Source organism: Ralstonia pickettii, assembly GCF_000607165.1.
Lineage (GTDB): Bacteria > Pseudomonadota > Gammaproteobacteria > Burkholderiales > Burkholderiaceae > Ralstonia > Ralstonia holmesii.
Map to the genome: position 1 here is coordinate 76,377 of NZ_JFZG01000003.1, position 12,307 is coordinate 88,683.

General features: G+C 61.3%; 12 protein-coding genes. 8 read left to right on the forward strand and 4 right to left on the reverse strand.

Annotated elements, in window-relative coordinates; all coding sequences use genetic code 11:
• The first annotated feature begins 276 nt into the window (after positions 1-276).
• The 3 genes from BG83_RS0101055 to nadC all read left to right on the forward strand — a co-directional run bounded on the left by BG83_RS0101055 (position 277) and on the right by nadC (position 3,699).
• Complete coding sequence (locus tag BG83_RS0101055; protein WP_024974977.1) at positions 277-1,467, forward strand: acyl-CoA desaturase; 1,191 nt, start codon at positions 277-279, stop codon at positions 1,465-1,467.
• 187 nt (positions 1,468-1,654) lie between these two features.
• On the forward strand, positions 1,655-2,803 hold the full coding sequence (gene nadA, locus BG83_RS0101060; protein WP_024974978.1) for a quinolinate synthase NadA: 1,149 nt from the start codon (positions 1,655-1,657) through the stop codon (positions 2,801-2,803).
• Entirely contained in the window at positions 2,800-3,699 is a 900-nt protein-coding gene (gene nadC / locus BG83_RS0101065; protein WP_024974979.1) for a carboxylating nicotinate-nucleotide diphosphorylase, read from the forward strand. Before nadA ends, nadC begins: the two co-directional genes overlap by 4 nt.
• Before the next feature lie 3 nt (positions 3,700-3,702).
• Here nadC and nadB read toward each other — a convergent pair whose 3' ends face one another.
• The 4 genes from nadB to radC form a co-directional block, all read right to left on the reverse strand.
• Entirely contained in the window at positions 3,703-5,304 is a 1,602-nt protein-coding gene (nadB, locus tag BG83_RS0101070) for an L-aspartate oxidase (RefSeq protein ID WP_024974980.1), read from the reverse strand.
• A gap of 178 nt (positions 5,305-5,482) precedes the next feature.
• Positions 5,483-5,653 carry a 50S ribosomal protein L33 gene (gene rpmG / locus BG83_RS0101075; protein WP_003262397.1) on the reverse strand — a complete coding sequence of 57 codons (171 nt, stop codon included), beginning with the start codon at positions 5,651-5,653 and terminating at the stop codon, positions 5,483-5,485.
• A gap of 13 nt (positions 5,654-5,666) precedes the next feature.
• Positions 5,667-5,900 (reverse strand): 50S ribosomal protein L28, encoded by a 234-nt coding sequence (gene rpmB, locus BG83_RS0101080; protein WP_004631999.1) that lies wholly within the window; start codon positions 5,898-5,900, stop codon positions 5,667-5,669.
• A gap of 179 nt (positions 5,901-6,079) precedes the next feature.
• Positions 6,080-6,754: a RadC family protein gene (radC, locus tag BG83_RS0101085; RefSeq protein ID WP_024974981.1), complete on the reverse strand. Its 675-nt coding sequence runs from the start codon at positions 6,752-6,754 to the stop codon at positions 6,080-6,082.
• 117 nt (positions 6,755-6,871) lie between these two features.
• Here radC and BG83_RS0101090 point away from each other — a divergent pair, with 117 nt between their 5' ends.
• From BG83_RS0101090 to BG83_RS0101110, 5 genes are all read left to right on the forward strand, one after another.
• Positions 6,872-7,360 carry an FKBP-type peptidyl-prolyl cis-trans isomerase gene (locus tag BG83_RS0101090; RefSeq protein WP_024974982.1) on the forward strand — a complete coding sequence of 163 codons (489 nt, stop codon included), beginning with the start codon at positions 6,872-6,874 and terminating at the stop codon, positions 7,358-7,360.
• Between the two features lies 1 nt (position 7,361).
• Positions 7,362-8,348: a 4-hydroxy-3-methylbut-2-enyl diphosphate reductase gene (gene ispH, locus BG83_RS0101095; RefSeq protein ID WP_024974983.1), complete on the forward strand. Its 987-nt coding sequence runs from the start codon at positions 7,362-7,364 to the stop codon at positions 8,346-8,348.
• Between the two features lie 453 nt (positions 8,349-8,801).
• Positions 8,802-10,007 carry a branched-chain amino acid ABC transporter substrate-binding protein gene (locus BG83_RS0101100; protein ID WP_024974984.1) on the forward strand — a complete coding sequence of 402 codons (1,206 nt, stop codon included), beginning with the start codon at positions 8,802-8,804 and terminating at the stop codon, positions 10,005-10,007.
• A 210-nt stretch (positions 10,008-10,217) separates the two neighbouring features.
• Positions 10,218-11,153: a branched-chain amino acid ABC transporter permease gene (locus BG83_RS0101105; RefSeq protein ID WP_024974985.1), complete on the forward strand. Its 936-nt coding sequence runs from the start codon at positions 10,218-10,220 to the stop codon at positions 11,151-11,153.
• A gap of 13 nt (positions 11,154-11,166) precedes the next feature.
• Complete coding sequence (locus BG83_RS0101110) at positions 11,167-12,294, forward strand: ABC transporter permease subunit (protein WP_024974986.1); 1,128 nt, start codon at positions 11,167-11,169, stop codon at positions 12,292-12,294.
• Positions 12,295-12,307: the final 13 nt, after the last annotated feature.

Here is a 12,307-nt window from a genome sequence, read left to right on the forward strand (position 1 = left end):
TCCCACGAAGGATCAGACGGCCGGTCGCAAAAGCTTAGCACTTGCGACAATGCGCCGCGAACACCTTGTATTGCGCTGGGGCGGAGGTCATATGGGTAGCAGCCGCAAGCTCGCCGATGTGACGCGCAAGCCGGGTGCCAACACCCGAATCCCCGCCAACACGACCCCGTTGTCGTAACGCTACGACAGCGGATGGCCTTAAGAGGCAGCAACGTCCGGATCAGTTGATGGATAAAAAGCTGCTTTGATCACCCCGAGTTGACCACGGAGAACACTTTGATCGACTCCTTTCTGACTTTCCTTGCCAACGGCACCCTCGATTGGGCCTGGTGGCAGATCCTGATTTTCACGCTGGTGGTGACGCACATCACGATCGCCTGCGTCACGATTTTTCTGCACCGTTGCCAGGCGCACCGGGCGCTGGACGTGCATCCCATTGCCGGACACTTCTTCCGTTTCTGGCTGTGGCTGACCACCGGCATGGTCACCAAGGAATGGACCGCCATTCACCGCAAGCACCACGCCAAGTGCGAAACCGAAGACGATCCGCACAGCCCGCAGACCCGTGGCATCCGCAAAGTGCTGATGGAAGGTGCTGAGCTGTATCGCGCCGAGGCCAAGAACAAGGAAACGATCCAGAAGTTCGGCCACGGTACGCCGGACGATTGGGTTGAGAAGAACGTGTACTCGAAGTTCACGTGGCAGGGCGTCGGTTTGATGCTGATCCTGGACGTGCTGATGTTCGGCGCGCTGGGCCTGACGGTGTGGGCGGTGCAGATGCTGTGGATCCCGATCCACGCTGCCGGCATCATTAACGGTCTGGGCCACTTCTGGGGCTACCGCAACTTCGACTGCGAAGACGCTTCGACCAACGTGTCGCCGTGGGGCATCATCATCGGCGGCGAAGAGCTGCACAACAATCACCACACGTACGCTACGTCGGCTAAGTTTTCGGTCAAGTGGTACGAGTTCGACATCGGCTGGGGCTACATCCGCGCGCTCGAAATCGTCGGTTTGGCGAAGGTCAAGAAAGTGGCGCCAAAGGCACGTTTTGGCGACGTGAAGCCGGTCGACCAGAACACGCTGGAAGCCATCATCGCGAACCGCTATGACGTGATGGCTCGCTACGCCAAGACTGTTAAGACCGCTTACCGCCAAGAGCTGGCCAAGTTGAAGGACTCGCGCGCTGTTGAGTACCGTGCGCTGAAGCCGGCCCGCAAGTGGTTCCACCGCGACGAAACCAAGCTGGGCGCGCCGCAGCGTGAGCAGCTCTCGCAAATCGTGTCGGACCATTCGGCGTTGCACACCTTCGTTGAAATGCGTCGCGAGCTTGGCGCGCTGTGGGGCCGTTCGAACGCCACGCGCGAGCAACTACTGCATCAACTGCAAGAGTGGTGCAAGCGCGCCGAGGAAAGCGGCATCCACGCGCTGCAGGAATTTGCTGTTCGCCTGCGCCGTTACGCCTGACTTTCTTGTCTCATAGGTGAAGCCCCGCTCCGCAGCGGGGCTTTTCTTTTGGGTAAACTGCCCCAACTCACATTTTTAACGGGCCGCGACAATGTATCGCGGTGCCAGTCCTCCTCACACGCCGTCCGTTTCATTGCCGCGCCAGCTTCTCGGCGCCTTAACAGCGCGAATGGACGCGGAGACCACCATGGAAACCCACATCAAGACGGTTGAATTCGAGCGCCCGGATATGCTTTCCGAAGCGCAATCCGGCGCCAGTTGCGTGGCCCACGCTTGGGCCAAGGTGCCGCCGGTGCTGTCGCGCGAGGAACGCGACGAACTGAAGGCTCGCATCAAGCGCCTGCTCAAGGAACGCGAGGCCGTGCTGGTCGCGCACTACTACGTTGACGCTGACCTGCAGGACCTGGCCGAGGAGACCGGTGGCTGCGTGTCCGACTCGCTCGAAATGGCGCGCTTCGGCCGCGACCATTCGGCCAAGACATTGATCGTGGCAGGCGTGCGCTTCATGGGCGAGACCGCCAAGATTCTGAGCCCCGAAAAGACTGTGCTGATGCCGGACCTTGACGCGACCTGCTCTCTGGATCTGGGTTGCCCGCCGGATGAGTTCGCCGCCTTCTGCGACGCGCATCCGGATCGCACCGTGGTCGTCTATGCCAATACCAGCGCCGCTGTGAAGGCACGTGCCGACTGGATGGTGACCTCATCGATCGGCCTGAAGATCGTGCAGCATCTGCATGCGCAGGGAAAGAAAATCCTGTGGGCTCCCGATCGTCATCTCGGCAGCTACATTCAGAAGCAGACCGGCGCCGACATGCTGATGTGGCAGGGCTCCTGTCTGGTGCACGACGAGTTCAAGGGCGTGGAGCTCGACCTGCTGCGCGCCGAGCACCCGAACGCGAAGATTCTCGTCCACCCGGAATCGCCTGAATCTGTGGTGGCGCAGGCCGATGTGGTGGGTTCGACTTCGCAGCTGATTGCGGCAGCGCAGTCGTTGTCAGCGCAGGAATTCATCGTCGCGACCGACAACGGCATCCTGCACAAGATGCGCATGGCGGCTCCGGGCAAGCGCTTTATCGAGGCGCCGACCGCCGGCAACGCCGCCACCTGCAAGAGCTGCGCGCATTGCCCATGGATGGCGATGAATGCGCTGACCAATCTGGCCGAGGTGCTGGAAACCGGTCGCAACGAGATCCATGTTGATCCCGCCGTCGGTAAGCAGGCCGTGGTCTGCATCGATCGCATGCTGGATTTTGCCGCGCGGGAAAAAGCCGTGGTTCGCCCGCAGGGTGAACTGGCAGCCAACGCGCAACTCTTTCAAGGAATCGGTCCGGCATGACGGCAACCCAGATGAACGCGACGAGCTTTGCTACGGCGGCTCAGGCAATTTTCGATAGCTTTGGCCCGGCACTGCACGAGGCATTGTCCGCCAACGTGGCTGCTGCGATTGCCGAGGACGTCGGCACGGGTGACCGCACCGGTTTGCTGATCCCAGCCGATCGCCATGCGCGCGCGCGGGTGATTGTGCGCGAGACCGCCGTGCTGTGTGGCACGCCTTGGTTCGATGCATGCATGCGCGCCGTTGATCCGACGCTGCGCGTTACATGGCGCCAGCACGAAGGCGACCGCATGGCGCCCGATTCGGTGGTGTGCGAGATCGAAGGCCCGGCGCGATCGCTGCTGACAGCCGAACGCCCGTCGCTGAACTTCCTGCAATTGCTTTCCGGTGTGGCGACAACAACGTCGCGTTACGCTGCGGCCATCGACGGCACGCGCGCCCGCGTGCTTGATACGCGCAAGACGCTGCCGGGCCTGCGCCTGGCGCAGAAGTACGCCGTGCGTATCGGTGGTGGCGAGAACCAACGCCTGGCGTTGTATGACGGCATCCTGATCAAGGAAAACCACATCGCTGCGGCGGGTGGCGTGACGGCAGCCCTGCGTGCGGCGCAGGCACTGAACACCGGGGTGACGATCCAGGTCGAGGTGGAAACGCTGACTCAGCTTGAAGAGGCGCTGGCGGCGGGCGCTACGTCCGTGCTGCTGGACAACTTCGAGCCGCCTGCGATGCGTGAGGCTGTGCGCGTGACGGCGGGCAGGGCGCTACTGGAGGTGTCCGGCGGCGTGAGCATCGAGACGATCCGCGCGTTTGCCGAAACGGGTGTGGACCGTATCTCCGTCGGCGCGCTGACGAAGGACGTACGCGCGACCGACTTCTCTTTGCGGATCGTCGAGTAAGCCTTAGCGTTTCCGGGCGATCTGCCGATGGGTCGGCTGCATGACTGTCGGCAGCGCCTTGGGCAGCGTCTCGGGGTAGTCGCGCGAGAAATGCAGGCCGCGGCTCTCATGCCGTGACAGCGCACTGTCGACGATCAGCGAGGCAGCCTCGACGAGGTTGCGCAGCTCCAGCAGATCGTGGCTCACGCGGAAGTTGGCGTAGTACTCCGTAATTTCTTCGCGCAACAGGGCGATGCGGTGCTGCGCGCGTTCCAGCCGCTTGTTCGTGCGCACGATGCCGACGTAGTTCCACATCATGCGGCGCAGTTCGTCCCAGTTGTGCGAGACGACGACTTCCTCATCGGCGTCGGTCACGCGGCTCTCATCCCACGCGGGAATCTGCACCGACGTTGGGTTCGAGGGCGGTTGCGCGAGGATGTCCTCCGCCGCGCCACGCCCGATCACCATGCATTCCAGCAGCGAATTGCTCGCCAGCCGGTTGGCGCCGTGCAGGCCCGTGTAGGCCGTCTCGCCCACGGCGTACAGCCCCGCGATATCCGTGCGCCCGAGGTGATCCGTCACCACGCCGCCGCACGTGTAGTGGGCCGCCGGCACCACCGGAATCGGTTGGCGCGTGATGTCGATGCCCAGCTCCAGGCAGCGTGCCATGATGGTCGGGAAATGTTCCTTGAGGAACTCCGGGCTCTGGTGGCTGATGTCCAGATAGACGCAGTCCAGGCCACGCTTCTTCATCTCGAAGTCGATGGCGCGCGCGACGATATCGCGCGGAGCGAGCTCAGCGCGCTCATCGTGCGCCGGCATGAAGCGCGTGCCGTCGGGCAGGATCAGCTTGCCGCCTTCACCGCGCACGGCTTCGGTAATCAGGAATGATTTCGCGAACGGGTGGTAAAGACATGTGGGGTGGAACTGGATGAATTCCATGTTCGCTACCCGGCAGCCCGCGCGCCAAGCCATGGCGATGCCGTCGCCGCTGGCCGTGTCCGGATTTGTCGTATAGAGATAGACCTTGCCCGCGCCGCCCGTGGCCATCACGGTTTGGCTCGCGGTAATCGTCTTGACGTGGCCCGATGCAATGTCGAGCGCATACAGGCCATGGCAGCGCATGCCCGGCTGCCCCAGCTTCGCATCGGTAATCAGGTCGATCGCAAAGTGGTCTTCCAGCAGCGTGATGTTCGGGTGGTTGCGTACCTTCTCAACCAGCGTCGTGACCACGGCATGGCCGGTGGCATCGGCGGCGTGGATGATGCGTCGATGGCGATGGCCGCCCTCGCGCGTCAGGTGGAAGCCGAGTTCAGCCTGCTCGTCGCGCGTGAAAGGCACGCCATGGCCGATCAGCCATTCAATGGCCGAGCGCCCGTTTTCGACGATGTAGCGGGTGGCGGCTTCATCGCACAGTCCTGCCCCGGCGATGAGCGTGTCGTCGACGTGTTCGTCATGGCTGTCGCCTGAATCGAGCACTGCGGCAATGCCGCCCTGCGCCCAGTCGCTGGCGCCTTCCGGCAGGCTGCGTTTGCTGATGACGACCACGCGGCGGTGATCGGCTAAGTGCAGGGCGACGGTCAGACCCGCCAAGCCGCTGCCAACAACGGCAACATCGAAATTCATGGAAGACGCGGGAAGCGGTGCGAACGCGGCCGGTGGATAACACAGCCGCGTGTCAATTGGAAAGAAGAGGAGTGTACACCCCAGCATGCGCCAAACAGCAGGCAACAAAAAACCCGCCTGAGAGCGGGTTTTTGCTGTCGGTCATGCCGACGGAAACAAGATGCGCAATCCGCGAGGATTACTTGATCTTGGTTTCCTTGTAAGCGACGTGCTTGCGGGCGACGGGATCGAACTTCATGATCTCCATCTTTTCCGGCTTGGTGCGCTTGTTCTTGGTGGTCGTGTAGAAATGACCCGTACCTGCGGTCGATTCCAGCTTGATCTTGTCGCGTCCGCCTTTGCTGGCCATGTTTAACTCCTAATTAGACTTCGCCGCGTGCGCGCAGGTCCACGAGCACTTCGTCGATGCCTTTTTTATCGATCAGGCGCAGACCAGCGTTCGAGACGCGCAGGCTGACCCAGCGGTTTTCGGATTCGACCCAGAAGCGGCGATTCTGCAGGTTCGGCAGAAAACGGCGCTTGGTCTTGTTGTTTGCGTGGGAAACGTTATTGCCGACCATCGGCGCTTTCCCGGTCACTTGACAGACGCGTGCCATGGAGCACTCCTAACTAAATTCGTTGGCTACAGTTTGCGACCGGGCGCTGGGACCAAACCAAGCGCAGCGCCACTGTAGAGGTGGGACTTCAGCGAAACGCGGATTATACACACAAAAGCGCTGGCAAATCAACGAGATCGACGGATTGCTGTTGGGCACCGTGCGATGCGGCATCGGCACTACATTTTGCCGTGTTCGAGGAAGCCGTAGACGTGGCTGCGACCAACGATCATGTGATCCAGGACGATCACGTCGAGCATGGCCAGCGCGCGGCACAGCTCTCGGGTCAGCGTGATGTCGGTTTCGCTGGGTTCAGTATTGCCGGTGGGGTGGTTGTGGGCCAGGATCACGGCGGCTGCATTGTGATGTAGTGCGCGCTTGGCGATCTCGCGCGGATAGACGCGGGCTTCCGTCAGCGTGCCGCGGAAGAGTTCTTCCCAGGCGATCAGCCGGTGTCGTACATCTAGAAAGAAGCAGGCGAACACCTCGTGGGGGCGGTGCCCCAGTGTCAGGCGCAAAAAATCCTTCACGCTTTGTGGAGAGTTAAAGGTCTGGCCCTGGGTGAAGTCTTCTTTTAGTGCGCGCCGCCCAACTTCGAGCAGCGCGTGCAGTTGCGCGTATTTGGCAGGGCCCATGCCGTTGATCGACGAGAACTCCTGTTGTGACGCATGGCACAGCCGCGCGAGCGACCCAAAGTGCGTGAGCAGCTCGCGGGCTAGGTCGACGGCGCTTTTGCCTGGCATCCCCACGCGTAGGAAGATGGCCAGCAGTTCCGCATCGGAGAGCGCGGCGGGGCCGTGGGCGAGCAGTTTTTCACGCGGCCGCTCGTGGGCGGGCCAGTCGACGATTGCCATAGTTTGGGATCAACGGAGGAAAGGCCCTGCCAGCGGGAGTGCGGCGGCTTCGCGCCTGCGGCTGCGGGGAGGGCTGACGTACAATAACGGGTTACTTTTTGGTCAAGCAGGTTAAGCGTGCAAAATTTGGTGAACGAGGCGTCCGCGGCGGCGCCAAGCGACGCAGGCAAGGTGGTTGGCCCGGATTCCTTTCTGACGCTGCACTACCGCATCGCGCTGGAAAACGACACGGACATCGTGACGACCTTCGACGACAAGCCGGCCACGCTGCTGCTCGGCCAAGGCCAGATGGCGCCGACGCTGGAACAGGCGCTGCTCGGGATGCGCGAGGGCGAGCGCACGACGTTCCGCCTGGCGCCCGAGCATGCGTTCGGCCCGCGCAATCCGGAGCTGCTGCAGCGCGTGTCGCTGGCCACGCTGCGCGAGAATTCTTCGTTTGAAGAGGATTACCAACCGGGCGACCTGGTTGAGTTCAATGCGCCGAGCGGCGGTAAATATGCCGGTGTGCTCAAGGAAGTCGGCGAAACCTCCGCGCTGTTCGACTTCAACCACCCGCTGGCCGGCCAGACGATCGTGTTTGAAGTCCAACTGATCGGCATTCTCTAATATGAGTAACGCTGTGAACGCCCCGCTTGCCCCCCGCATTGATCCTGTCACACAGGCCGACGCCGAGGTTTTGCTGGCGCAGCCGCGCGGTTTCTGCGCCGGCGTTGATCGCGCCATCGAGATTGTCGAGCGCGCGCTGGAGCTGTTTGGGGCGCCCATTTACGTGCGCCACGAGATCGTGCACAACGCCTATGTCGTTGGCGATCTGCGCAACAAGGGCGCGGTGTTCGTGCAGGAACTCGACGATGTGCCCGTTGGCGGCACGGTCATCTTCAGCGCGCATGGCGTATCGCGTGCGGTGCGCGAGGCGGCGGAGGCGCGCGGCCTGCGCGTGTTCGATGCGACCTGCCCGCTGGTGACCAAGGTGCACGTGGAAGTCTCGAAGATGCGTGCGCAGGGTTTCGAGATCATCATGATTGGGCACAAGGGCCATCCCGAGGTGGAAGGCACCATGGGCCAGGCCAACGACGGCATGCTGCTGGTCGAGTCCGTCGACGACGTTGCGCATATTGAGGTGAAAGACCCGACGCGCCTGGCCTACGTGACGCAGACGACATTGTCGGTGGACGAGACCCAGGAGATCGTGGCGGCCATCAAGGCACGCTTTCCGACCGTGCACGAGCCGAAGAAGCAGGACATCTGCTACGCGACACAGAATCGCCAGGACGCTGTGAAGTTCATGGCGCCGCAAGTGGAAGTGGTGATCGTGGTCGGTAGCCCGAACAGCTCGAACTCGAACCGCCTGCGTGAGCTGGCCGAAAAGCTGGGCGTGCCTGCCTATATGGTGGATACACCTGAACAGGTGCGGCCCGAATGGGTGGCCGGCAAGCGCCGCGTGGGCCTGACGGCGGGGGCTTCGGCGCCCGAAGAGCTGGCGCAATCGATCGTCGACCGGCTCAAGGTGCTGGGCGCGCGCACTGTGCGTCCGCTCGACGGCATCCAGGAAAACATGTCCTTCCCCCTTCCGAGGGGTCTTCAAATCAATTGAATACCTTTATGTAAATACCCACTTAAAAGCGCACAAAAACTGTGCGCCCTAATGCGGTGCATAAAGCGCTTTTGAGGAATCAGCGGCCACTTCTTCCCGGAGTGGCCGTTTTGTTTTGTGCGTTGCAAAACCTCTTCAATACCGGCGAAGCCTTGATTTACCGTGGAAAACGCCCGCCAAGCCGCATAAATAGGGGGTTTCCCCTAGTCTGGCACACTTCTTGATAAGCCTATCAGCCGTTCGCGAATGCCTGCGCGAAATGACGCCTGTTTGGGCATTGGGGAAAGCCCGTAAAGCGGCGTAGTTACTGCAAAAATCGTTGTTGCGACGCGTATTGCATCCGCAATAAAAGGGGATACAATTCGCGCGTTTCAAATTGAAACAATCGGCGCGGGGGGAGCGGCCGGGAGGCAGGACGCTCTTCTTGCTCTTGCGAGATCTAGGAGATCACTCATGCAAATTAAGTTTGCCAAAGTTCTGCCGCTTGCGGCTGCCGTGGCACTCGTAGCAGCTTGCGGTAAGAACGAGGAAAAGCCCGCAGACCAAGCTGCTGCACCTGCAGCAACGTCGGCTCCGGCTGCTGCTGGCGGCGGCGAGACCGTCGTCAAGATCGGTCACGCGGCTCCGCTCACGGGCGGTATTGCTCACCTTGGCAAAGACAACGAAAACGGTGCACGCCTGGCCGTTGAAGAAGCCAACAAGGAAGGCCTGACCATCGACGGCAAGAAGATCAAGCTGGAACTGGTCGGTGAAGACGATGCAGGCGACCCGAAGACCGGCACCGCCGTCGCGCAGAAGCTGGTTGACGAGCACGTTGTTGCTGTCGTTGGTCACCTGAACTCGGGCGTTTCGATCCCGGCCTCGAAGATCTACAGCGATGCAGGCATCGTGCAGATCTCGCCGTCGTCGACGAACCCCGACTACACCAAGCAAGGCTTCAAGACGACCTACCGCGTGGTCGCGACCGACGCGCAGCAAGGCCCGGCACTGGCGAACTACGCCGCCAAGACCTTGGGCGCCAAGACCGTGGCAATTGTTGATGATGCCACCGCCTACGGTAAGGGCTTGGCCGACGAGTTCGAGAAGACCGCGAAGGCGGACGGCGTGAACGTCGTGGCGCGTGAGGCGACCAACGACAAGGCGACCGACTTCAAGGCCATTCTGACCAAGATCAAGGGCAAGAAGCCGGACGTGATCATGTACGGCGGCATGGACGCCACCGGCGGCCCGTTCGCCAAGCAAGCCAAGGAACTGGGCATCACGGCCAAGATCGTTGGCGGCGACGGCGTGTGTACCGACAAGGTGGCCGAACTGGCTGGCGACGCAATCGACAACATCGTCTGCTCGGAAGCAGGCCTGGCGCTGTCGAAGATGGAGAAGGGCGCGGACTTCGACAAGAAGTACCAAGACCGTTTCCACACGCCGGTGCAGATCTACGCTCCGTTCACGTATGACGCCGTCAACGTGATCATCGACGCGATGAAGCGTTCCAACTCGACCGATCCGGCCAAGATCCTGGCTGCCATGCCGGCAACCAACTACAACGGCGTGATCGGCAACATCTCGTTCGATGACAAGGGTGACCTGAAGCAAGGTTCCATCACCCTGTACAACTACAAGGACAAGAAGAAGACTGTTCTTGACGTTGTGAAGATGTAATCGAAGGGTTATCCGCCCTAAAAACGGCACCGCGACTACCCCTGCGGTGCCGTTTTTCATAGCCTCGCCAATGAAACAAGGCCCTCACCATGGGCGTGTCGGCAGGCCGCTTACCAGCAACCTCACCTTACCCATCCGATTGATCGCATACCTTGCGGGCACGTCATCCCGTCGCCTACAACAAAGCAAGGCATAGCAGGAGCTGTTCTCATGGATATCTTTATCCAGCAGATCGTGAACGGTCTGGTGCTCGGCAGCATTTACGCGCTGATCGCACTTGGCTACACCATGGTCTACGGTATTCTCGGCATCATCAACTTCGCCCACGGCGATGTTCTGATGGTTGGGGCAATGTCTGCCCTGACTGCCATCAACTTCCTCCAGAAGTACTTCCCCAATCTGCCTGACTGGCTCACGCTGGTGTTTGCACTGCTGTTTGCAATGCCCGTCTGCGCCATCGTGGCCTACACCATCGAACGTGTCGCTTACCGGCCGCTGCGCAATGCGCCGCGTCTGGCGCCGCTGATCACCGCCATCGGCGTGTCGATCGTGCTGCAGACACTCGCGATGATGATCTGGTCGCGCAACCCTCTGACCTTCCCGCAACTGCTGCCTTCGAGCCCGATTGATATCGGCTCCACGGGCGCAACCATTACGGGCAAGGAAATCGTCATCATCGCGGTGTCAATCGTGGTGATGATCGGGCTGATCCTGCTGGTCAACCGCACCAAGCTCGGCCGCGCCATGCGCGCTACCGCCGAGAACCAGCGTGTGGCAGGCCTGATGGGCGTCAACCCGAACTTCGTGATCTCCGCCACCTTCATGATCGGCGCTGCCATGGCTGCGGTCGCCGGCGTGATGATGGCAACCAACTACGGCAATGCTCACTTCTACATGGGCTTCATCCCCGGCCTGAAGGCGTTTACCGCCGCAGTGCTGGGCGGCATCGGCAACCTGGCAGGCGCCATGGTTGGCGGCATGCTGCTGGGCCTGATCGAAGCACTGGGTGCCGGTTATATCGGTGATCTGACTGGCGGTGTGTTCGGTTCGAACTACCAGGATGTGTTCGCATTCATCGTGCTGATTGGCGTGCTGCTGTTCCGCCCGTCCGGCATCATGGGCGAACGCGTTGCGGACCGCGCATAAGAAGGGGAGCGCCATGACAGAAAATTTCAAAGCGCCGATGAAGACGCGCGCCGCGCTGTACGGTTTCCTGATCCTTGCGATCTTCGCGCCGTTCATCGTAGGTGCCGCAGGTGGCAACTATTGGGTGCGCGTGCTGGACTTCGCGCTGCTGTACATCATGCTGGCCCTGGGCCTGAACATCGTAGTGGGCTTTGCCGGCCTGCTTGATCTGGGCTACATCGCGTTCTACGCGGTGGGCGCCTACATGATGGCGTTGCTGGGTTCGCCGCACCTGTCCAACCAATTTGAGTGGATTCACAACCTGTTCCCCAACGGCCTGCACCTTGTTGTCTGGTGGGTGATTCCGCTGGGTGCCGGGTTGGCGGCGCTGTTCGGCATTCTGCTGGGCACGCCGGTGCTGAAGCTGCGCGGTGACTACCTTGCCATCGTGACGCTGGGCTTTGGTGAAATCATCCGGATCTTCATGAACAACCTCGACCGCCCGGTGAACATCACCAACGGTCCGAAGGGCATCAACCTGATCGAGCCGGTCAAGATCTTCGGGTTCGACTTCTCGAAGCGCCATGATTTCTTCGGCATCCGCTTCGACTCGGTCTACATGTATTACTACCTGTTCGTGTTCCTGGCCGCGATCATCATCATCGTGTGCCTGCGGCTGCAGAACTCGCGTATTGGTCGTGCATGGGTGGCGCTGCGTGAAGATGAAATCGCTGCCAAGGCGATGGGCATCAACACCCGCAACATCAAGCTGCTGGCCTTTGCGATGGGTGCGTCGTTCGGTGGTGTGTCTGGTGCGATGTTCGCGTCGTTCCAGGGCTTTGTGTCACCGGAATCGTTCGTGCTGTGGGAGTCGATCTACATCCTGGCGATCGTGGTGCTGGGCGGCATGGGCCATATCCCGGGTGTGATTCTGGGCGGCATTCTGCTGGTGGGCTTCCAGGAACTGCTGCGCGCCCTGGCCGAGCCGGTGCAGAACAAGCTGTTCGGCCATGTGATCGTGGAAGCGGAAGTGCTTCGTCAGTTGCTGTTCGGCCTGGCGATGGTTGGGGTGATGCTGTATCGCCCTGCGGGCCTGTGGCCCTCGCCGCGCAAGGAAGACCGTCCGCAAAAGCAGCGGGCTGGTGGACTGTCCCGTATCTGATGGAGGCACGCAC

What these genes read in the sequence shown, in the direction of transcription:
- nadA (WP_024974978.1), top strand. Translation starts at nt 1,655, where the DNA reads ATGGAAACCCACATCAAGACGGTTGAATTCGAGCGCCCGGATATGCTT.
- nadC (WP_024974979.1), top strand. Translation starts at nt 2,800, where the DNA reads ATGACGGCAACCCAGATGAACGCGACGAGCTTTGCTACGGCGGCTCAG.
- nadB (WP_024974980.1), bottom strand. Translation starts at nt 5,304, where the DNA reads ATGAATTTCGATGTTGCCGTTGTTGGCAGCGGCTTGGCGGGTCTGACC.
- rpmG (WP_003262397.1), bottom strand. Translation starts at nt 5,653, where the DNA reads ATGGCCAGCAAAGGCGGACGCGACAAGATCAAGCTGGAATCGACCGCA.
- rpmB (WP_004631999.1), bottom strand. Translation starts at nt 5,900, where the DNA reads ATGGCACGCGTCTGTCAAGTGACCGGGAAAGCGCCGATGGTCGGCAAT.
- radC (WP_024974981.1), bottom strand. Translation starts at nt 6,754, where the DNA reads ATGGCAATCGTCGACTGGCCCGCCCACGAGCGGCCGCGTGAAAAACTG.
- ispH (WP_024974983.1), top strand. Translation starts at nt 7,362, where the DNA reads ATGAGTAACGCTGTGAACGCCCCGCTTGCCCCCCGCATTGATCCTGTC.
- BG83_RS0101100 (WP_024974984.1), top strand. Translation starts at nt 8,802, where the DNA reads ATGCAAATTAAGTTTGCCAAAGTTCTGCCGCTTGCGGCTGCCGTGGCA.
- BG83_RS0101105 (WP_024974985.1), top strand. Translation starts at nt 10,218, where the DNA reads ATGGATATCTTTATCCAGCAGATCGTGAACGGTCTGGTGCTCGGCAGC.
- BG83_RS0101110 (WP_024974986.1), top strand. Translation starts at nt 11,167, where the DNA reads ATGACAGAAAATTTCAAAGCGCCGATGAAGACGCGCGCCGCGCTGTAC.